The sequence below is a fragment of the Bacillus sp. AR4-2 genome, from assembly GCF_008274865.1.
GTDB classification, from domain to species: Bacteria; Bacillota; Bacilli; order Bacillales; family Bacillaceae_G; genus Bacillus_A; species Bacillus_A cereus.
The window spans coordinates 1,610,930-1,632,089 of record NZ_CP031062.1; the positions used below are offsets into that span (position 1 = coordinate 1,610,930).

A 21,160-nucleotide genomic window follows, 5' to 3' on the forward strand; every position below is an offset into this window, starting at 1 on the left:
ATAATCAAGGCGATAAAAAAATAAAGATAAGAGTAATTTGGTTTGTTAAAAATATGTGCAGAAGGAGTTATGCGATGAACTGGGTTACTCATAAACCATCATTTGAATTTGAAACATTTAGTCCTATTATTCGGTCACAATCTGCGTGGAGTGGACATTTAGATTTTGCATATGACTTAGTACGATTTGAAAAACCAGAAACTTTAGTTGAGTTAGGTACACATTTAGGAGCTTCCTTTTTTAGTTTTTGTCAGGGAGTAAAAGATGGAGGGTTATCGACTAAATGCTTTGCAGTAGATACTTGGGCTGGAGATGGGCATACAGGTCCATATGGAGAAGGGGTTTTTCAAATAGTAGAAAAAGTAGTGAGCGATAACTACCTTAATATAGGAAATTTAATTCGATCTACTTTTGATGATGCTGTAGACCGGTTTCAAGATGAAACGATAAATCTTTTGCATATTGATGGCTATCATACGTATGAAGCTGTTTCTCACGATTATAATACATGGCTACCGAAAGTCGCGAAAAACGGTATTGTATTATTTCATGATATTGAAGTTAGAAGTAGTGATTTCGGCGTATATAAGTTTTGGGATGAGGTAAAAGCGAAGTACCCTCATTTTCAATTTGCGCATTCATATGGACTGGGAGTGTTATTTCCGAAGGGTTGTAGTGATAAGTTTGAGGAAATACTTAAAAATAAAGAAGAAATACAAAATATGTATAAATAAAGATAGGGCATACATCATTTTTATGATGTGTGCCCTATTTTTTATGTAGAAAATAATGGTGTGAATTAAAAAGCGAAGATAGTTGTAAAAAGTTTTATTGCAGCAAATATTAAAAAAGTTAGTATGGGATTTTTCTTTGTAAATAAAGTGAAGCTTTAATACGTTCATATCAATTCGGAATTTTACAGTAGTTAATTTCTTACCTAAGTGCTTTGCACTTACTGAATTTTGAGACGGGGGTCTTATTGGCCGAAAATATTGGGATAAATAAAAATACAACATTTTTTATATTTTTCATTGCGAAAAACGTAATCTACTTTTACAATAGAAAGGGTTGTGAATATATTATACTGGAAAAATAAATCGAAATAATATGAAAATTTTGTTTTGTCTTCGCTAATTGTATATTACATACATGTAAGACGACATACGTCATGTTATCGACTTGTAAGGAGAGAAAAAAATGAAAAGTGTAAGATTACCATCGATGCTAGAAATCATAGTTCTTTTATTACTATTTCTTGCTGTTGTCTTTTCCTTCCAAACGATTTTTGATCTCCCAATTCAATTAGCGCTATTTATTTCATGGTTTTTAGTAATTGCGCTTGGATTAAGATTAGGATTTCGTTATCAAGAATTGCAAGATGCAATTACGAAAGGGATTTCTAACGGATTAGAAGCGATACTGATTTTAGTTGCAGTAGGTGCTTTAATTGGAACATGGATTGCTGGTGGGGTAGTACCAACATTAATCTATTATGGATTAGAATTTATTCACCCTAGCATATTCCTATTAGCAACATTAATTATTTGTTCTATAACTTCTATCGCAACAGGAACGTCTTGGGGAACAGTGGGAACAGCAGGTATTGCTATGATGGCGATTGGTGAAGGACTTGGTTTACCACTTCCGCTTGTTGCTGGTGCAGTTCTTTCAGGAGCTTATTTCGGCGACAAATTATCACCACTTTCTGATAGCACAGTTCTTGCAGCTTCTATGGCGAAAGTAGATGTTATTGCTCACGTTCGAGCTATGCTCGTATTAGATGTTCCAGCTTATATTATTACTAGTATTATGTTTACTGTAGCTGGTTGGATGTATGGCGGCGATAATGTAGATTTGAATCGAGTAGAATTTTTAAAAGAAGCTTTATTAAAGCAATTTGATATTAAAATATGGATGCTTGTTCCGGCGGTCATTGTTATCGTTCTATTAGCGATGAAGAAACCGTCTATGCCAACAATTGCAATGGGAGCTTTAATTGGTGCAATTTGGGCAACCCTTTTCCAAGGGATGAACTTTGGAGAGGCGATTGGAACAGCTTATAACGGATTCTCAATTCAATCTGGTGTTGAGTTTGTTGACAAGTTATTAAACCGTGGTGGAATTAACGGCATGCTTGGCTCAGTAGCCGTTATTATTTTCGGTTTAGGATTTGGTGGATTACTTGAAAAACTAGGTGTTTTAAAAGTAATCGTATCAAAATTTGAGAAGAAATTAAATTCTGCAGGTAATGTAACATTGTCTACATTAATCGTGGCATTCTTAGCTAATATATTTGGTTGTGCGATGTATGTATCACTAATTTTAACACCAAAAATTATGGAAGATAGCTATGATAAATTAAAAATAGACCGTCGTGTATTAGCGCGTAACTCAGAAGTAGGTGGAACGTTAACTTCAGGTATGGTTCCATGGTCTGATAATGGTATTTTTATGGCTGGTATTTTAGGTGTAGCAACGTTCTCATACGTTCCGTTTATGTGGTTAAGCTTCGTATCGTTAATTTTAGCAGTTATTTACGGATATACAGGCAAATTCATCTGGTATGTAGATGATGCAGATAAAGGAAAGCAAGCATCATAAAATAAAAATCACCTTCTACAATATGTAGAAGGTGATTTTTTTATTTTTTAATAGCATTTGCTGAAGTTATTTCATTCTCATATTTAGCAATTTTTTGTTGTATCTTTTTTAAGTTTTTTTCAGTGTCTTGAATGAGCTGTAAGACATTGGTCTCCTGTTGTTTCATTAATTCTAACCTTTGAAGGATGGTAGATTCTCCTTCCATAGACCAGTCGATAAATTGTTTTATTTTTTGAATTGGCATACCAGTGTTTTTTAAACACAAAATCATCTCTAAATATTTCAGTGCTTCTTCATCAAAAACTCGATCTCCTTTTTCGTTTCTTTGCAGAAAAGGAAACAGTCCTTGTTTATCGTAATAACGTATTTGAGAAATAGTTAAGTGTTGCATTTTGGCGACTTGCCCAATTGTATAATACATATCATTCATCCTTTTATTACCAAGGTATAATGCCATCTTTGTTAAGTATTTTACCATTATAGTTTGTTTCACTTAATGCATATTTAATAATAATTTTAGCACTTTCAGTGGTTGTATGGCCACCGGGGGAATTTCCATTAAGATCCGTAGTTGTAAAACCAGGAGTTACCCCAAATACTTCTGGACCGTTAGTGGCAAATTCTTTACTAAAAGCTAATGTTAAAGCATTAATAGCTGTTTTTGAAGAATTATATCCTAGTGTATTAATTGGATGTGTTTCACCATTAGCAAACATTGTTAGTGAGGCCATGTCAGTTGTTACATTTATTATTTTACTGTTGCTTGAATTCTTTAATAATGGCAAAAAGGCTTGCATCATTTGGAAAGTTCCAAAAAAATTAACTTCAAATCCTTGGCGTAAAGTTTCAATATTTAATTCACTAGGTAGCATATTGAAGTCTAGCGCTATGCCTGCATTATTAATTAATAAATGTAAGTGATCAGTCGTTTCGTAAATTTTCTTTGTTGCTTCTTGAATGGATTGTGAATTTGAAATATCTACTTGAATATAGGAAACGTTTGAAACATTTAAAGATTCTACGGCTTGTTGTCCAAGTTGTTCATTACGAGCACCTAAAAATACGTGATAATCTTTTTCTGCTAATTGACGAACAAGTTCATATCCAATTCCTTTATTCGCACCTGTTATAAAAGCATATTTTTTCATATTGAATTCCTCCAGTAATGTTATAGTAGGTTACAATGGAAAGGATACAGCCTAAACTTAAGTTTAGGTCAAGAGGAATTTTTTTAAATAAATATAGAATATCTATATATAAGAGTGAGAATTCTTATCATTTAAGAGAAAGTCTGTTATTATAAGAGATGTAGGTATTATATTTTCAAGGGGATGAAAACATGGAGTACAGAATTGAAAGAGATACATTAGGAGAAATAAAAGTTCCAGCTGATAAATTATGGGCAGCACAAACACAACGTAGTAAAGAAAACTTTCCAATTGGAACAGAGCAAATGCCGCTTGAAATTGTAAAAGCATTTGCAATTTTAAAGAAGAGTGCAGCACTTACCAATCAAAAATTAGGAAAGCTATCAGAAGAAAAAGCAGAAGCAATTGTTGCAGCAGCTGACGAAGTCATTGCAGGGAAATGGAATGAACATTTTCCGCTTGTCGTATGGCAAACAGGTAGTGGTACACAGTCAAACATGAATGTGAATGAAGTAATTGCAAATCGTGGGGATCAAATTTTGAAAGAGAAGGGATCTGAGGTACATATTCATCCGAATGATGATGTGAACATGTCACAAAGTTCAAATGATACATTTCCAACGGCGCTTCATGTAGCTTGTGTAATCGCAGTAGAAAATCACGTATTACCAGCAATTACGAAATTAAAAGAAACTTTAGCAGAAAAAGTAACTGCATTTGAACATATTATAAAAATTGGTCGTACACATTTACAAGATGCAACGCCGTTAACTTTAGGGCAAGAAATTAGCGGATGGCACCGTATGCTTGAAAAAACAGAGCGTATGATTGCAGAGAGTAATACATATATGAAAGAGTTAGCAATTGGTGGAACTGCGGTTGGAACAGGTATCAATGCTCATCCTAAATTTGGTGAGATGGTATCAGAGGAAATTAGTCAATTTACAGGTAAACAATTTGTTTCTGCACCAAATAAGTTCCATGCATTAACGAGCCATGATGAAGTTGTATATACTCACGGTGCATTAAAAGCATTAGCTGCAGATTTAATGAAGATCGCTAACGATGTACGTTGGCTTGCAAGTGGTCCACGTAGTGGTCTTGGAGAAATTATTATTCCAGCAAATGAACCGGGAAGCTCTATTATGCCAGGGAAAGTAAATCCAACGCAAAGTGAAGCATTAACGATGGTTGTAGCGCAAGTGATGGGGAATGATGCAACAATCGGATTTGCTGCGAGCCAAGGTAACTTTGAGTTAAATGTATTTAAACCTGTTATTGCCTATAACTTCTTACAATCAGCTCACTTATTAGCGGATGCAATTGTTTCGTTTAATGACAATTGTGCAGTTGGTATTGAAGCAGATGAAGAAGTAATTAATGAAAATGTGAATCGTTCACTAATGCTTGTAACAGCGCTAAACCCACATATCGGATATGAAAATGCAGCGAAAATTGCGAAGCATGCTCATAAAGAAGGGTTAACTTTAAAAGAAGCAGCATTGCAATCTGGGCTACTAACAGAAGAGCAATTTGATGAAATTGTAGATCCAAAGAAAATGATTGCTCCAAAAGAGTAATAGAGAAAGCCAAGGTTCTTAGTATAGAATCTTGGCTTTTTTGATGTTCATTTTTATGTTTCATCTACTTGCAATACTACAAGCTTCAAAATATATTATTTGTTAGCAGGCGTATTCATTACTTTCATCTGTGGGCAGTTCTCTTTTAAGAGTGAAATGAATTTTTCTTCTTCTAGTGGTACGAAAGTGGTCACTGAGTCAAATAAATTGTAATGGATTTCTAATTGTTGTCTAGTCCATTTTTTTGAATGAAGTTTTTTACCAGAGTATTTAACGTGACGAATATCTTCAAATGGAATTTCAGTATGAAAAATGAAACCGTGTTTTACAACAAGAGATGATTCCGTTATGTTGTAGTGAGAGAAATAGAATGAAGAAAGATTCACGATGTTTAATAGCATCATGAGGGTGAAAAAAATAGAATTTTCATTTTGGAAGAATAGCGAAATGAAAAAAATAATTATAAATAATGTAATGAAAATGACGTGGAATGGATTTTTTTTCGCTTTAAACTTCAAGTTAGTCACCTCAGTATACTTGTCCTTTAACTAAATTAAATCATAACATTGTGATAAAACGTATGAATATGCAGAATTGCATATTCATACGTTTTATTATTCATGTAAAATTTCTTGATGGGATAAATTCAAAAGAAGTTTTGTAATAGTGGAGTGGCATAAAGTGACTTACAAGAATAGAAAGATAGCGTTAGTCATAATTAGTTGTATGATGATTATGAGTAGTTGTGCTAATAAATTTGTTGAAGATAGAAATCGAAAGCATACATTTGTACAAGCAAGTAAGGTTTTAGTAGAGACTGTAAATAGAATATATAAAGTGAAACGTTAATCAGTGGGAGGCTTACTGCCCGGTAAATAGCGGGATAAAAAGTAAAAGGTGTTTTCTTATACGGAAACATCTTTTTTGTAGTTAAAATTGAATACTGAAGTTTTGGAATGAGTGAATACCGGTTTCATATTCACTAATCGCATATGTATTCTTTGCAATTTACTTAACGGTAAACCATAGGTCTTGAAGAATATTCATGTTCTATTTTACATCCTATAAAATGAATTTGTATAAACATATTCGCTTTTCGTTGTATTAAATCCTTTCGATAGATGTTTTTATAAAAGTTTATAAAATGGGCAAACGAAACGTTGAAATGTTTGTTTGTGTTGTGATAAGATGATGAAGTGATAATAAACGATATAGTGATTTGTTTGGTTTTTAAATAAACATTTTGAAGGAGTGTTTAGTATGAGCGATATTTCAGAGAAGTTTTGGGATGCGTCAATAGAGGAATTAAAGAAAGGGTATGTGTTTGATGAAGAAAAAGAGGGGTACATTTGCTTAGCTTGTGGTGAAACATTTATTAAAGGTGTTATTTATCAAGATAATCAAGTTTTGTATGAAGCAGAGAAGTTCGTCCAATTGCATATTCAAAATGAGCATACGTCTATGTTTGATTATTTGCTAAATATGGATAAGAAATTTACTGGATTAACGGATTTACAAAAGAAAATGGTTCAGTTTTTCTATACGGGACTGAATGATAAAGAAATTGTAAAAGAGTTGGATGGCGGGAGTACATCAACAATTCGTAATCATCGATTTACACTGCGAGAGAAAATGAAGCAAGCAAAAGTATTTTTAGCGCTAATGGAATTATCAGAAGAAAAATCAAAAGTACAAACGAAATTTGTGCCAATTCATAGAACAGCAACGATGGTGGATGATCGATACAATATTACGGAAGAAGAAAATAATGAAGTATTAAAAGCTCATTTTCCAGAAGGATTGGATGGACCTCTCTCTAAATTTCCGAAGAAACAAAAGCGTAAATTAATTATATTGCGCCATTTAGTGAAGAAGTTTGATAGTAATAAAAAGTATACTGAAAAAGAAGTAAATACAGTGATAGAAAATGTATACCCTGATTTCGTAACTTTAAGAAGATATTTAATCGAATATGGATTTTTAGATCGAACAGCCGATGGAAGTCAATATTGGGTGAAGTTATAATCATACGAAAAGAAAATGAATAGAAGCACAGTATTATAACAACTATACAAAGAGATAGAGATTGAAAATAGATTTTTTATAAAAGGAGAAATGACATTTGAAACCACCTGCAGATAACAATAAAGAAGGTGCGGAGTCACATAAGTTGGAAAGTGAGAGTAAACCGATTTGGAAATCGATGTCGATGTTTTTAGTACCGTTATTATTAAGTAATGTACTACAATCGGTTGGACAATTATTTGGTATGGTAGTAGTAGGAAGATGGCTTGGAGTTAATGATTTAGCGGCTATATCAGCATTCTTCCCATTATTTTTCTTGCTCGTTTCATTTGTAATTGGTATAGGTTCAGGAAGCTCTATTTTAATTGGTCAGGCGTTTGGTGCTAAAAACGAAGATCGTTTAAAAGCTATCGTTGGTACGACGCTGACATTTACCTTTATTATTGGAGTTGTGTTGGCGATAATAGGCAGTATTTTTGCGATGGATATTATGCGTCTAATGGGAACGCCAGAAAATATCATTGAAATAAGTGTACATTATGCACGGATTTTATTTATATCGATGCCAGTATTATTTTTATATTTCGCATATACAACATTTATGAGAGGTACAGGAGATTCTAAAACGCCATTTTACTTTTTAATTGTAAGTACAGGGCTAAATATGATTTTATTACCAGTTCTTATTTTTGGATGGTTAGGGGCTCCGAAATTAGATGTGTATGGAGCAGCCTATGCCTCTGTTATATCTACAGTTATTACGTTTATTGTCATGCTTGTGTATTTAAAGAAGAAAAATCACCCATTACAACTAGATGGAACGGTTAGAAAATACCTTCGAATGGATGGGGAGTTATTAAAGCTATTACTAAGGCTCGGTATTCCAGCGAGTATTAATATGATATTAGTTTCATTATCTGAAATTGCCGTAATCGCATTTGTAAATCGTTACGGTTCGGATGCAACAGCTGCTTACGGCGTTGTGAATCAAGTTGCAAGTTATGTACAAATGCCAGCAGTTAGCCTTGGTATTACAGTTTCTATTTTTGCGGCACAATCGATTGGTGCGAATCAATTTGATAGATTGCAAAAAGTTGTGAAGGCCGGAATTATTATGAACTACGTCATCGGTGGTGTGTTAATATCTCTTATTTACTTATTCTCAAGAGACATTTTATCACTATTTTTAACGAGTCAAACTACAATTGAAATTGCTCATAGCTTAGTTATGATTACGTTATGGAGTTATTTAATTTTCGGTCATGCACAAATTATTAGTGCGACAATGCGAGCGAGCGGTACAGTACTTTGGCCAACTGTTATTGGAGTTGTTTCAATTTGGCTTGTAGAAGTACCCGTAGCATATTATCTTTCTTACCATACAAGTCTTGGAATAGAAGGCATTTGGATCGGGTATCCAGCAGCATTTATTGTCAGCTTACTATTGCAGTATGCATATTATAAGCTTTCATGGCAAAAGAAACGAATTACACGATTAGTTAGTTAAATAGAAAAATGTCCCTAAGTTATTAGACTTAGGGACATTTTTTCGTAAGTGCAGGTTTACAAATAGCTTTTTAAAGTTATATCAAAATGTTGTCTAATGAGTGTTTTATCACTCATATAAAACTCCCATGCTTTTTCCGATTCACCGATAATCTCAAAGGATTCCTCTGTAATATATAAAGCGCAATTATCCTCCAGTGCAATTCCTTCTATATTCCCTTGATGATTTTGTAAAAAGGAATGGAAGGCGTTCATTCTGTTTAATTGATTATAATGTGGACAGAATCTTTTATTAACAATTCCCCAACCGTTACTCTCTATATAACCAGAACCCTCATAATCTGATCGGATACTAGACGTGAACCAACACATAGCACCAGCGCTATAACCAGCAATAAGTGTTCCTTGTTGCAGAGCCAATAATAATTTTTCATCGAGTCTATGTTCTTTCCATTGCGTAAGCATGTGAATATAGTTCCCGCCACCTAGATAAATTAAATCGGCTGAATGAATCATCTCGTCTATTTCATACTTAGAAGGTGAATCTGTTGTAATGCGTAAAATTTGTACTTCACAATGTAATTGTTTTTCAAACGTGTCTAAAAATAATTTTATATAGCTTTCATCATCATGACTAGCCGTTGGAATAAACAATATTTTTGGGTACTGTTTATTTGTTAATTCTATAAGGCGTTCATTAATAGGCAAGTGATTTGAATCTTGTAAATCACCGCCACCAATGACAGCTAATTTCATAGTAAAGCACCACCTAATTATTTTTGTTATATAGAAATTCGATAGAAGAGAGTTACATTCCTTCCGTAATGTAATCAATAATTAGAAAATGTAGCTTAAGTATATCGGAATAGTAAAGAAACTACTGACTATATATACCAATGCATTAGAAACCATACATTGATATATAATATTTCATACTAATGTTTCAAAATATGGAAAAAATATGTTTAAATAGATATAATGACGTATTGATTCATATTGAATTTATACTTATATTTTAAAAGGGTATCGGAAATAATAGCGATTTTTTAAAACAGTTTTTACTTTTAATAGGAAGTTGTATTACAATATGTTAAAATTATTTCAATATATTTATTTAATATGAAATACAAAGAAGGAGCGTGAAAAAAGTGGATTTTCGATTTGAATTTACAACGAAGCTGAAAGAATACTTAGACGATGAGAAGGATGAAAAAATAATAAAAGATGGACACAGAGATGTAATTTTTCACTATTTATATGCGTTAGAGACTGAAATTGGCGTTGTTAAAAATCCTAATTTTACTTTTTTTGCATCAGGAAGACGTTCACATATAGTGTTAGAAAACGTTGAATTTAAAACAGAAGTAAATGTAAAAAGTAATATAATTGAAATTACAAAAATAGTGGATAATGTAGCTATTCCGTTAGATACTATCGTAGCGAAAGATCGGGAATTATTTGCACTTGGACGTAATGAGAAGTTTAGTGTACAAATATTAGAGCAGTATCTTTTTGATACATTTGGAGAAAAATTAGGTTTAAAATGAATGGAATAGCCTATGTATTTATGGGTAGTTAATTTTCATATATATCATTTACGTTTGACCTTTCATTTAATTTATACTACAATTCGTAGTGTGAAAGGAGTTGTACAATGTTTACTCAAAACTATAAGTTAAATGAGCACGGGTTAAATCATTTCTTTGGACCGCTTGAAGCGAAAATTATGGAGATTGTTTGGTCTAGCGATGGTATTACTATTAAAGAAGTGCAGCAGAAATTAAGTGAAGAATCACCTGTGAATTTTAACACTGTTATGACAGTTATGAACAGGTTAGTAGAGAAATTACACTTAGAAAAACAGACTGTGAAAAGAAGTGGTATATATCGTGCTGTACAAACAAAAGAAGAATTCTTATCCAATCAAACGAAGAAAATGACACAGGAATTGATGGGGGAATTTGGAGATTTAGTTGTAAATCATATGTTAGATGAGTTAGAGCAGGCTGATCCGACTTTAATAAAAAAGTTAGAAGACAAATTGAGTCAGTTAAAAAGAGAGGATTAATGAAATGAAATGGCAAATGCGTAAAATCGTATTGTTAGCAGTAATTGTTAGTATCCTCTTTTTCAGTATGTTAGTGTATTACGTTACATATCCATTTCTGTTTCAAAATAAAATGTTCCTTCTTTCAAATTTTTGCTTGTTCCAGTTAGAAAAACATATGAAAGAATTATCGCTGATTCGTATTATAATCGCTGGATTATTATTACTTACTGTATTAATCGTGTGCAAAAGAATTTGGCGACAATTTTTCTATAGTAAAAAATTACAAAAAGTACTTATCCCTTTCGTCCGAAAAAGAAAACAAATATATATATTGCCGACTACGGAAGTTGCGGCATTTACAATTGGGCTATTTCGTCCGAAAGTTGTCATGTCGGAAGGGTTGCTTCAAACATTTTCAAATGAAGAAATTGATGCGATTATTTTCCATGAAGAATATCATCAAAAGAATTGGGATCCGCTAAAATTATTTTGTTTTACGCTATTAGCAGAAGGAATGATGTACATACCGATATTAAAAGGGTTGTTACAGCGATATCATACGTATCAGGAGCTAGCTGCTGATAAATATGCGATGCAAAAAATGGAATCTTCATTTGAGTTAGGTAGCGCGTTATTAAAATTAATTAAAATAAAGACAATGGAAAATCGATGTGTTACAGCTTCATTTGCAAAAACAGCAATAAATTTACGAATCGAGCAAGTGTTAAATGAAAAGGTTGTTAAGCTTACTATTCCGTTACATACGAATTCGGTATATGTAACAGTAGGTTTATTCTGTATGTCGGTTGTACTTATTGTCGGAGAGTGCATATAGCCTCTTTTTTTAAGAATAAACACTACTCATTGTAGTGTTTTAGGGGGAATAAAATGAATGCAGCAGATTTAACAATTTGGCTTGTGGCTGGGGCGGGAGTATTGTCATTTATATCACCGTGCTCTTTACCGCTATATCCATCTTATTTATCTTATATTACAGGTGTGTCTATTCAAGATTTAAAAGAAAATCGTGGGATTATGCAAAAATCAGCGATTATACATACAGTATTTTTTATGATCGGATTTTCGGTTATATTTTACGCGTTAGGTTTATCGGTAAGTTGGATTGGAATAACATTTTCATCTAACCAAAAATTGATTCAACAAATTGGTGGGATTTTTATTGTTTTAATGGGGCTATTTATGACGGGCTTGTTTCAGCCTAAGTGGCTTATGGCAGAGAAAAAGGTGCAGTATAGAAGTAAATCGACTGGATATATTCGCTCGATTTTAGTCGGTATGACATATGCAGCAGGTTGGACGCCATGTGTTGGACCGATATTTTCAGCTGTACTCATGCTTGGCGCGACGAATCCTGAAGGGGCGCTTCTTTATATTACAGCGTATACTCTTGGGTTTGCGGTTCCATTTTTCGTGATGGCATTCTTTATTGGGAAGGTAAAATGGATTGTTACATATGCCAATGTCATGATGAAAATTGGCGGTGGAATGATGATTGTAACAGGTATTTTATTGTATACAAATCAAATGACGAAAATTACAGCATTCTTTATTCGTCTATTCGGTGGATTTACAGGTTTTTAAAAATGAGGAGGAAGAAAAGTGAAGAAACTAATTGCTATTATACTAGTAGGTGCTCTCGCTTGGGCGGGGGTTAACTTTTATAATTCAAAGAAAGAAGAAAAGGAAAGAAAAGCAAAGCAAGCAGAGTTACAAGAGAAAGAAGTATTACCACAAGTAGGTTTTAAAGCACCTGGCATCACATTAAAAGGATTAGACGGAAAGTTGCAGTCGTTAAATGATGCCAAGGGAAAACCATATATTATTAATTTTTGGGCATCATGGTGTGGGCCGTGTGAAATGGAGGCACCTGACTTAGTTCATATGTATGATAAATATAAAAAGGATGTTGAAATTTTTGCGGTGAATGCAACTGTTAGTGACCCAGTACAAGAAGCAAGCGCATTTGCTAATCGCTATGGATTTGAGTTTCCGGTTCTACTAGATATGGACGGAGTAGCTGGACTAGATTATAAAGTATTCTCTTTACCGACGACATTTTTTGTTAATAAGGATGGAATTATAGTAGATCATGTACGAGGTGTATTGCCACCAGATCAATTAGAAAAGAAATTTAAGAAATTGATTGAGAGCTAAAAGGGGATTTCGTGATGATGGAGTGGATCGTGAGATTACAACCCGTATCTCTTATAATTGGAAGTCTATTTGGATTTATGTTGATGAAACGAAAGATGAGGCATCAAAATGTATCATATGAAAAAATGATGGATGCCGTAACAAATGCGTTTCTTATCATCGTATTTGTATGGAAGTTTGCACCAGCAATTTTAAATCCTGTATGGGCTTTTGGATCGCCAGTGCAAGCAATATTAGCTGTTGGAAGTATGCAACATATTGTAGTAGGATGCGTAATTGCTAGTGTATACATTGTTTGGAAAAGTAAAAAGGAAGAATTTTCGCTTCGTATTTTACTTGATGTACTGCCTTTTGGATTGTGTGTGAGCATTATCTTTTATTTTCTATTTCATCATGAAGTAGGTGCACAAACGACACTACCATGGGGAATGAAAATATATGAATCTAAACTATTATATCACCCTATTTTCGTATACGAGATCATCCTTGCTCTTTGTATAATGGGCTTGTTATGGATGAAAAATGAAAGGCTCGGAAATGGAAGGAATATAAGTATTTTTCTAATTGTTGAGGGGTTTGCTCATATTATTATTTCGCTTGTTAGTGAACAAAATTCGGTTCTGTTTGGTCTATCAGCACAGCAAATAATGAGCTTTTGTATTATTAGTTTAGGGATTTTGTTGGTGCCTAAAAAATAAAAAATAGCCATTAACGGATATTCCCCGTACATGGCTATTTTTTTATTACATATATTAAAAAATCGGCGGAGTAACAGAAAATAAGACTACCGCATTTTTCTCAAAATGATTCACCCATTTATGCTTTAAATAAGCAGGTATTTTTACACTGTCACCAGTTTCTAATACGTATTCTTCCTCATTTAAATATAATGTGATTTTCCCTTCTAAGACAAATGCTAATTCTTCTCCTTTATGTTCTAGCAGATTTTCTGATGAAGCTGTATTAGGCGGGACGGTCATAATTGCTGTTGCTAAATTTCCAGTGAAATCAGGTGAAAGCATTTCATATGATAAATTATCGATAATCATTTTCTTTCGTTTATGGGAACGTACAATTAAATCGTCTGTATTTGTATCTTCAAGTAAAAAGCTAAATGTTGGCACATCAAGAGCTTTAGCAAGCACTTTTAATGTTTGAATAGAAGGGTTAGCGGACCCACGTTCAATTTGACTTAACATAGATGGTGTAATATTGGCCATCTTTGCTAGTTCTTTACTAGTTAAACCTTTTTCTTTTCTTTGTTTTTCAATTTTTTTACCAATATCTATATTTTCCATAATGAAAATCTCCTTAAGGGTTATTAAATTATATTTAAATAAATTAAATTAAAATTAACTAAAGTGAACGATTTGTGTTAAACTATATTAAAATTAATTTAATTATAATTTATTATATGGTGAGCTACAAGGATATAAGGAGGAAACAAAATGAAAGAAATAGGGGCATTACAAGCAGAATACCCATTAGTGAATAAACTTATTGCAACAGAAGAAGTATTTTGGATAAACCCACACATAGAAAAGTATGAAAGGGCAATAGAAGATTCACCACTTAATGAAGAGAATGTAAAAGAGGCGGAAGAGAGATTAAAGCGTTTTGCACCATATATTGCGAAAGTTTTTCCTGAAACGAAAGGGACGAACGGCATAATCGAATCACCTTTAGTAAAAATACCTTCTATGAAAGAAGCTTTAGAGACAACTTACAAGCAACCTATTTTAGGAGAATTATTATTAAAATGTGATAGTCATCTTCCGATATCAGGATCAATTAAAGCTAGGGGCGGCATTTATGAAGTGTTGAAACATGCTGAACAACTAGCATTGCAGCACGGTATGTTAACAGAAGAAGATGATTATTCCATTTTAGATAGTGATACATGTAGAGAGTTTTTTGCCAAATATTCAATTGCAGTAGGTTCTACAGGGAATTTAGGACTTAGCATAGGGATTATGAGTGCGAATCTAGGTTTTAATGTAACTGTTCATATGTCAGCAGACGCAAAAGAATGGAAAAAAGATTTATTAAGAAGTAAAGGTGTAAACGTTATTGAATATGAAGATGATTATAGTAAAGCAGTAGAAGAAGGAAGAAGACAAGCGGATGCGGATCCTAGCTGTTATTTTGTAGACGATGAAAACTCACATGATTTATTTTTAGGATACGCAGTAGCAGCATCACGATTACAAAAGCAATTAGAAGAGTTAGAGGTTATAGTAGATAAAGACCATCCTTTATTTGTTTACCTTCCGTGCGGAGTAGGAGGAGGACCGGGTGGAGTAGCATTCGGTTTAAAGTTATTGTATAAAGACAATGTTCATTGTTTCTTTGCAGAGCCTACGCACTCTCCATGTATGTTACTCGGCTTAATGACAGGCCTTCATGACAAAATTGCCGTTCAAGATATCGGAATTGATAATGTAACGGATGCGGATGGACTTGCGGTAGGAAGGCCATCTGGATTTGTCGGGAAAACGATGGAACCATTTTTGAGTGGGAATTACACAGTAAGCGATGAAGAGTTATATAGATTGTTAAAAGAACTAGCTGATACGGAGAATATTTATTTAGAGCCTTCTGCACTAGCAGGTATGATAGGGCCAGTGAAAGTATGTAAAGAAGATGAGTATTTACAAAAGCAACAGTTAACAGAGAAGGTGAAAAAAGGTACTCATATTGTGTGGGGAACGGGTGGAAGTATGGTTCCAAAAGATGTAATGAATGAATATTATAGGAAAGGTTTGGAATTAACGGTATAAGAAAAATGAGGCTAGTTGTAGCCTCATTTTTTCATGTACATAAAAATCTTTGTTATTTTCACAATAGTTCTTTATAGTATATATAAAGGATAACTAATATTGAATAAATACAACAAAAAGCTTTATTTTACATAATAAGAGGATGTGTATACGATGTCATTACAGACTAAATATATAGCGGGTATTTCGCTTGGGGTTATGGGTGTAGGCTTTGCGGCTTCTATCCCTTTTCAAGGAACGATAGCTGGAGAGATTATACAAGGGGGATTTGAAGCTGGGTTAGTTGGCGGGCTTGCAGATTGGTTCGCAGTTACAGCATTATTCCGTCACCCGATGGGAATTCCAATTCCGCATACAGCTTTGTTACCTAAAAACCGTAAACGAGTAACGAAAGGGCTCATCAATACGTTAGAAAATGAGTGGCTAACGAAAGAAAGTATTACGAATAAAGTAAAAGAAATGCAGCTAGCACAAATGGTGCTACAAATTGCAGAGAGAGAAATACAGTCTGATGCTGTGAAAAAAGGCATTGTAACGATTGCTGAGAAGGCGATTGTTTCAATCGATACAGAAAAATTAGCGGTTATTATTGAAAAAGAATTAAAGACGTATTTACATACAATTAATACAAGTAACATCTTACAAGTGCTTGTTGATCAATTAGTTGTGCAAGAATATGATGAGAAGACACTTGATTACATTTTAGTAAAAGTGAAAGATTGGACAGCGCAAGATGAAGCACGCTACCAGCTTGGAAGTTTAGGTATGAAGGCGATGGAAAATATAAAAGTGGATGGATTCTTACAGTTTACATTGAAATCGTTTATGAATATTGTAGATGAAGATAAAATTGGCGGCATTTTGCAGAAGTTTATTATTAGCAATATTAACAGCTTACAAGATGCAGATAATAGCACGAGACAACTTATATTAGCGAAAATTCGTCAAGAAATTATAAATGTAAAAGAAAATGAAGCGTTACTACAAGAATTAGAAAATTGGAAAGAAAAATGGATTGCCAATTGGAATGCTACTGACAAAATAAAAGAGATGCTAGAGCAAGTACAGCAAAGAGCAGTTGCTTTTGTAAATAATGAAGAATTTGCTGATAAATATGTTATTCCATTTTTACAAAAACAAATGAATAAAATAAAAGAAGATGAACAGACAGTTCAAAAAATAGAAGATTGGTTACAAAAACAAGTTGTAAGTCTTGTTGAGAAGAACCATTCGAAAATTGGTAAGCTTGTACAAGAAAACCTTGATAAGTTAGATGATAAGACGTTAATCGAAATGATTGAAAATAACGTCGGTAAAGATTTACAGTGGATCCGAGTAAACGGGGCTGTTTGCGGATTTATGATTGGATTAGTGTTAGAAGGAATTAAAGCGATTATATGAGAAAAACCTTCCGCAATTGCGGAAGGTTTTTTATTTTTCGAGAACACTCATATTCAAATTATAAGCTTTCTCAATATTTAACTTGTACGTCCCATTTCCAGTTTTAATCGAATTTTTATACCAATGTTCTTGGTTGTTTAATTCTGGATGTTCTTCTGAAGAAGTATTTTCGTTTTTCGTTAAATCTTCTACTTGTTCCCAAGGTGTACTTCCATGTGTTTCTTTTTGATTCGTTACTGCTGTTAAAGATATATCACTTTCTTTTGCAAGATGGACAGACACTCTTGAGCTTTCCTGTACAAACCAATTATTTTGTAATTGACCTGGATAAAGAGATAGTTCGTTATTTGAAGCGCGGATTTCCACATTTTTATTTTGCGGAAGAACAAGCGTTGGTTTCACCTGTGGTGCTGAATTAAATAACGTATGCTGAACAGGTAATGATTTTAAAGTGATATACATCGTTTCTCCAGCCGTTTGAACTGAAAGGAAATCATCTCGTTTTAAATTGAGTTTTTCATTTGCTTTCGTTGTCATTTCATAAGTTCCCAAAAGATGAATTTGATTTGTATTATTTCCCTCTATCGTTAGAGGTTGATGTCCTGCATCTACTACGATTTTTTTGATAGATTCAGGTATATCAAATTGTCCGTCTGGAATATTACTCGTTTGCCTCGTTGTGTTAATAGAGTGACGAACTTCTTCTAGTAATCCAGTTGATAATAAACAGTAAAAAGCAATTCCGACGCTTCCTAAAACGCCGATAAAGAAAATACTAAAAATATCATATTTAATAAATGATTGTTCCTTCTTAGAAAATAGAAGATATAGTAAAACTTCGGCTCCAAGTATGATAAGTAAAACTGGCCACCATGCAGTTAGTGTATCTAATACTTGAATTCCTTTTACGACTGAAAATAGTAAAAAGCATCCTAACGATATAATAGAAAGCCCCATTGAGAATGTTCCAACACGCCAAGTCCTCATTCGCTTGTCCCACCTTTGTTTTCTTTATTTCCAAGTAACAATTTAAAGCCGCCGCCAATTAAAAGGAGCGCAACGATAGATGTTTGGAAATAGCGATAATATAGTTCACTAAGATGAATATTAAATATAGTTGCAAAATAATCATTCAAAATAGGAAGGACTGTTTGATTTAATAAATAATAACCACCGAGTGTAATTAATCCGATACCGATCCATCTTTGATGATTTATAAAATAATCGATAATGGGTTCGTCTTGAACTCGTTCTTTTCCGTATTTTGCTGTTTGCTGTAACGCATCAAAAAAGCTATAGAACCAAATGATTGGTACTAAAAACAAAAATGCAGAAAGTCTTAATAAGTCGAGTAAATAAATAGATAGTAAGAAGGCTGCCATAAGCTGAAGACCACGGCGTTGTAAGCCTAAATACATATGACCTGCTCCAGGGAACATCGCTAAAATAGAAGCAAATGTTTTACTTTTCTTTCCCTGCTCTCGATGTTCTTCAAAATCTTCGAAAATAGTACGGTCAATTAATTGCTCGTCGCGTTCTTTTTTCTGTAGTTGCTGAACAACGTCAAAGAAATTATAAATCCATAAAACAGGTAACGTAATAAGGAAGATAAGGAAACTTCCTTGAGATGTTAATAAAGTCACAAATATAATCATGCTGCCTAAGCCAGCGCAAGCGACTAAAAACGTAAGACCGCGTTGCATAAGTCCTAATTGGAAATGGCCAAGTCCAGGGATGATAGATAGGAGAATGATATAAAATCGTTCGCTCTCTTTAGAGGAATTTATCAATTCTCCAGCTTCTTGTTTTTTCGTTTGTTTTATAATGGTGATAACTAAATCTAGTAAGTTAATTGCCCATAGAACGGCTAGTAAAAATAGAGAAAGAAAAGCAATATCACGTTCTCTTACTACTATTGTACAAAATACTGCAAAGGAGAATAGAAATAAAGATCCTCCGCTATATAAAATAAACCGTCCTAGCTTTTTTAAGTATAAATGTCCAAGCCCAGGAATTAGCCCTAATACAAGTGCTAAAAAGGGATTTTTATTCATGCTTTGAACCTCCGTTCTTTTTGGATGTGTCTACCGATTTGTTTACAATTTGTTGTGAAATAGAAGACTCGTTATGTTTTGAAGATTTCTCGAAATTTGATGTCGCTGTAAAAATATATTGGAATAAACCACTTACCATAAAAATAATTGTAGCCGCAGTCGCAATTATGTAGTGAATGATTGTGCGCTTTAGTGAGTTTGTTTTTATATTTTTATTAGACTGTAGTGTTTCAAAATTAATTTGCGTCATAACTTCGTTCGTAAATGAATCATCATTTATCATTGGAAGGTTTTCATGTTGTTCATCAATACTTTCCATATAAAGTGCTAAACAATCATCACATTCATAAAGATGTTCTTCCATAGATTCACGTTCATTGCTTTCTATAAAATCTAATGTATAATTGCGCCAATCTTCTTTTGAATAATGCATCATAGAAACTCTTCCTCCTTCCAATGTTTTTTAATCCATTTTCGTGCCCGATACAGTTTCATTTCGACTGTTTTTACTTCGATGTTTTCCTGCAAAGCAATTTCTTGATAACTTTTTTCTTCTAAGTAATGTGCGAGAACGACGTCACGGTAATTTTCAGGAAGTTCTCTCAGTTTTTGAGCAATGAGTAATTTTTGCTCTTTCGTCAATAGTAAAGCTTCAATGTTATGAGAGGATTTTATATTTTCCTCTGTTTCTTTACATAAGGAGAGTTCTTCGTTTTCTCTAGCTTTCTTTCTCTTATAATCAATAGCGTGATTGGTGGCAATACGTGCCATCCACGTTTTTAATCCGCGAAATTGATAATTTGGGAGAGAGGTGTGAATTTTTACGAATACTTCTTGTGTAACATCTTTCGCATCTTCTTCATGTCTTAAAATAGAAAAGATAACTTGAAAAATATAATGACGATATGTTTGTACAAGGATACGAAAAGCATGCTCGCTTCCTTGCTTTGCTTTTTCAATTAATTGTTTTTCCTCAATCGGTCTCTCCCTCCTTTTTGACGCATTCTATTATATAGACGTAAAGAATGATAAGTCACCCTACACATATTGTAAAAAAAGAATAATATATTTTTTGCAGGAGAGCTAGATGAAAAAAGGTGTGAAAAAATGGTAAAGAGAAGTATATAATGAGCAAGTAGGAAATGTTACGGGAAGAAAGGATGTGAATGTTAGTAGGGGAAGGGCCATACTAACAAACATGAAAATTAAAATATTAATAGCGGATGATAACTCTTTTATTAGAGAAGGCATGAAAATTATTTTAAATACATACGAAGAGTTCGAAGTGGTAGATACTGTAAATGATGGGGAAGAAGCTGTAGCATATTGTAAAAAGCATGAAGTTGATATTGCTCTTTTAGATGTTCGTATGCCAAATATGAACGGTGTAGAGGCGACGAAGTTCATTTGTGAAGAGACGAAAACAAAACTGCTTATTTTAACGACGTTTGATGATGATGAGTATATTTTGGATGCAGTAAAAAACGGAGCGAAAGGTTATTTATTAAAAAATAACGATCCGGAGCGTATTCGTGATGCGATAAAAGGAGTATATAACGGTCAAACTGTTATGCAAGATGTTGTCCTCGATAAAATTAAGTCTAATTTAATGGAAAGTAAAGAGGAAGAATGTAAAATTGATAAGAGCCTTTTCACAGAAAGGGAGCTTAGTATTATCGCATTAATTGCAAAAGGTTTCTCAAATAAAGAAATTTCGAAACAGCTTTTTATATCTGAGGGAACAATTGCAAATTATATTACGTCAGTTTTAGGGAAAACTGGACTTGAACATCGCACACAAATTGCGATTTATTACTTAACAGGGAAAGTAGATTAATGA

24 protein-coding genes are annotated in these 21,160 nt (G+C 33.4%); 15 read left to right on the forward strand and 9 right to left on the reverse strand.

Going from position 1 to position 21,160, the window contains the following annotated elements; translation table 11 throughout:
- The first annotated feature begins 74 nt into the window (after positions 1-74).
- Both DN399_RS08475 and nhaC read left to right on the forward strand, forming a co-directional pair.
- Entirely contained in the window at positions 75-734 is a 660-nt protein-coding gene (locus DN399_RS08475; RefSeq protein ID WP_001104673.1) for a class I SAM-dependent methyltransferase, read from the forward strand.
- A gap of 463 nt (positions 735-1,197) precedes the next feature.
- Entirely contained in the window at positions 1,198-2,601 is a 1,404-nt protein-coding gene (gene nhaC, locus DN399_RS08480) for a Na+/H+ antiporter NhaC (protein WP_000843992.1), read from the forward strand.
- A gap of 40 nt (positions 2,602-2,641) precedes the next feature.
- Here the strand turns inward: nhaC and DN399_RS08485 are convergent, their stop codons facing one another.
- On the reverse strand, positions 2,642-3,022 hold the full coding sequence (locus tag DN399_RS08485; RefSeq protein ID WP_000291861.1) for a MerR family transcriptional regulator: 381 nt from the start codon (positions 3,020-3,022) through the stop codon (positions 2,642-2,644).
- 16 nt (positions 3,023-3,038) lie between these two features.
- Positions 3,039-3,749 carry an SDR family NAD(P)-dependent oxidoreductase gene (locus DN399_RS08490; protein ID WP_000759549.1) on the reverse strand — a complete coding sequence of 237 codons (711 nt, stop codon included), beginning with the start codon at positions 3,747-3,749 and terminating at the stop codon, positions 3,039-3,041.
- A 191-nt stretch (positions 3,750-3,940) separates the two neighbouring features.
- Here DN399_RS08490 and fumC point away from each other — a divergent pair, with 191 nt between their 5' ends.
- Complete coding sequence (fumC, locus tag DN399_RS08495) at positions 3,941-5,329, forward strand: class II fumarate hydratase (RefSeq protein ID WP_149149487.1); 1,389 nt, start codon at positions 3,941-3,943, stop codon at positions 5,327-5,329.
- Between the two features lie 95 nt (positions 5,330-5,424).
- On the opposite strand, the gene DN399_RS08500 is transcribed toward fumC, so the two are convergent.
- Complete coding sequence (locus DN399_RS08500) at positions 5,425-5,847, reverse strand: PH domain-containing protein (protein ID WP_000669066.1); 423 nt, start codon at positions 5,845-5,847, stop codon at positions 5,425-5,427.
- A gap of 163 nt (positions 5,848-6,010) precedes the next feature.
- Here DN399_RS08500 and DN399_RS28045 point away from each other — a divergent pair, with 163 nt between their 5' ends.
- The 3 genes from DN399_RS28045 (at position 6,011) to DN399_RS08510 (ending at position 8,861) form a co-directional block, all read left to right on the forward strand.
- Positions 6,011-6,178: a hypothetical protein gene (locus tag DN399_RS28045; RefSeq protein ID WP_000221433.1), complete on the forward strand. Its 168-nt coding sequence runs from the start codon at positions 6,011-6,013 to the stop codon at positions 6,176-6,178.
- A 411-nt stretch (positions 6,179-6,589) separates the two neighbouring features.
- Positions 6,590-7,354 (forward strand): DUF2087 domain-containing protein, encoded by a 765-nt coding sequence (locus DN399_RS08505; protein WP_001280279.1) that lies wholly within the window; start codon positions 6,590-6,592, stop codon positions 7,352-7,354.
- A gap of 97 nt (positions 7,355-7,451) precedes the next feature.
- Positions 7,452-8,861, forward strand: a complete 1,410-nt coding sequence (locus DN399_RS08510; protein WP_000804129.1) for an MATE family efflux transporter — start codon at positions 7,452-7,454, stop codon at positions 8,859-8,861.
- Between the two features lie 56 nt (positions 8,862-8,917).
- Here DN399_RS08510 and DN399_RS08515 read toward each other — a convergent pair whose 3' ends face one another.
- On the reverse strand, positions 8,918-9,616 hold the full coding sequence (locus DN399_RS08515) for a peptidase E (RefSeq protein ID WP_000762111.1): 699 nt from the start codon (positions 9,614-9,616) through the stop codon (positions 8,918-8,920).
- Between the two features lie 392 nt (positions 9,617-10,008).
- On the opposite strand from DN399_RS08515, the gene DN399_RS08520 reads away from it, so the two are divergent.
- The 6 genes from DN399_RS08520 (at position 10,009) to DN399_RS08545 (ending at position 13,783) form a co-directional block, all read left to right on the forward strand.
- On the forward strand, positions 10,009-10,407 hold the full coding sequence (locus DN399_RS08520; RefSeq protein WP_000347525.1) for a DUF3942 family protein: 399 nt from the start codon (positions 10,009-10,011) through the stop codon (positions 10,405-10,407).
- Positions 10,408-10,514: 107 nt separating this feature from the next.
- Positions 10,515-10,928: a BlaI/MecI/CopY family transcriptional regulator gene (locus DN399_RS08525; RefSeq protein WP_000495053.1), complete on the forward strand. Its 414-nt coding sequence runs from the start codon at positions 10,515-10,517 to the stop codon at positions 10,926-10,928.
- Between the two features lie 4 nt (positions 10,929-10,932).
- Positions 10,933-11,745 carry a M56 family metallopeptidase gene (locus DN399_RS08530; RefSeq protein WP_016122256.1) on the forward strand — a complete coding sequence of 271 codons (813 nt, stop codon included), beginning with the start codon at positions 10,933-10,935 and terminating at the stop codon, positions 11,743-11,745.
- Between the two features lie 53 nt (positions 11,746-11,798).
- Entirely contained in the window at positions 11,799-12,512 is a 714-nt protein-coding gene (gene ccdA / locus DN399_RS08535) for a cytochrome c-type biogenesis protein CcdA (protein WP_000990443.1), read from the forward strand.
- Positions 12,513-12,530: 18 nt separating this feature from the next.
- A complete protein-coding gene (locus DN399_RS08540) occupies positions 12,531-13,085 on the forward strand; it encodes a TlpA family protein disulfide reductase (RefSeq protein ID WP_000733174.1) in 555 nt (184 codons plus the stop codon).
- Between the two features lie 17 nt (positions 13,086-13,102).
- On the forward strand, positions 13,103-13,783 hold the full coding sequence (locus DN399_RS08545) for a prolipoprotein diacylglyceryl transferase family protein (RefSeq protein WP_025689552.1): 681 nt from the start codon (positions 13,103-13,105) through the stop codon (positions 13,781-13,783).
- A 54-nt stretch (positions 13,784-13,837) separates the two neighbouring features.
- On the opposite strand, the gene DN399_RS08550 is transcribed toward DN399_RS08545, so the two are convergent.
- Positions 13,838-14,383, reverse strand: a complete 546-nt coding sequence (locus DN399_RS08550) for a helix-turn-helix domain-containing protein (RefSeq protein WP_149149488.1) — start codon at positions 14,381-14,383, stop codon at positions 13,838-13,840.
- A 150-nt stretch (positions 14,384-14,533) separates the two neighbouring features.
- Between DN399_RS08550 and DN399_RS08555 the strand changes: the two genes are divergently transcribed.
- Together DN399_RS08555 and DN399_RS08560 are read left to right on the forward strand one after the other, a co-directional pair.
- Positions 14,534-15,865: a D-serine ammonia-lyase gene (locus DN399_RS08555; protein WP_149149489.1), complete on the forward strand. Its 1,332-nt coding sequence runs from the start codon at positions 14,534-14,536 to the stop codon at positions 15,863-15,865.
- A gap of 153 nt (positions 15,866-16,018) precedes the next feature.
- Positions 16,019-17,266: a DUF445 domain-containing protein gene (locus DN399_RS08560; RefSeq protein WP_000058294.1), complete on the forward strand. Its 1,248-nt coding sequence runs from the start codon at positions 16,019-16,021 to the stop codon at positions 17,264-17,266.
- Positions 17,267-17,296: 30 nt separating this feature from the next.
- Here DN399_RS08560 and exsE read toward each other — a convergent pair whose 3' ends face one another.
- From exsE to DN399_RS08580, 4 genes are read right to left on the reverse strand one after another with little or no spacing between them, the layout of a single operon-like run.
- Positions 17,297-18,253: an exosporium protein ExsE gene (gene exsE, locus DN399_RS08565; protein WP_001261426.1), complete on the reverse strand. Its 957-nt coding sequence runs from the start codon at positions 18,251-18,253 to the stop codon at positions 17,297-17,299.
- A complete protein-coding gene (locus DN399_RS08570; RefSeq protein WP_149149490.1) occupies positions 18,250-19,320 on the reverse strand; it encodes a hypothetical protein in 1,071 nt (356 codons plus the stop codon). Before DN399_RS08570 ends, exsE begins: the two co-directional genes overlap by 4 nt.
- Positions 19,313-19,756, reverse strand: coding sequence for a hypothetical protein (locus tag DN399_RS08575; RefSeq protein ID WP_000972345.1), 444 nt, complete (start codon positions 19,754-19,756; stop codon positions 19,313-19,315). The genes DN399_RS08570 and DN399_RS08575 overlap by 8 nt, the downstream gene beginning before the upstream one ends.
- Complete coding sequence (locus DN399_RS08580; protein ID WP_306418681.1) at positions 19,753-20,298, reverse strand: RNA polymerase sigma factor; 546 nt, start codon at positions 20,296-20,298, stop codon at positions 19,753-19,755. The genes DN399_RS08575 and DN399_RS08580 overlap by 4 nt, the downstream gene beginning before the upstream one ends.
- Before the next feature lie 220 nt (positions 20,299-20,518).
- On the opposite strand from DN399_RS08580, the gene DN399_RS08590 reads away from it, so the two are divergent.
- Positions 20,519-21,157 (forward strand): response regulator transcription factor, encoded by a 639-nt coding sequence (locus tag DN399_RS08590; RefSeq protein ID WP_149149491.1) that lies wholly within the window; start codon positions 20,519-20,521, stop codon positions 21,155-21,157.
- Positions 21,158-21,160: the final 3 nt, after the last annotated feature.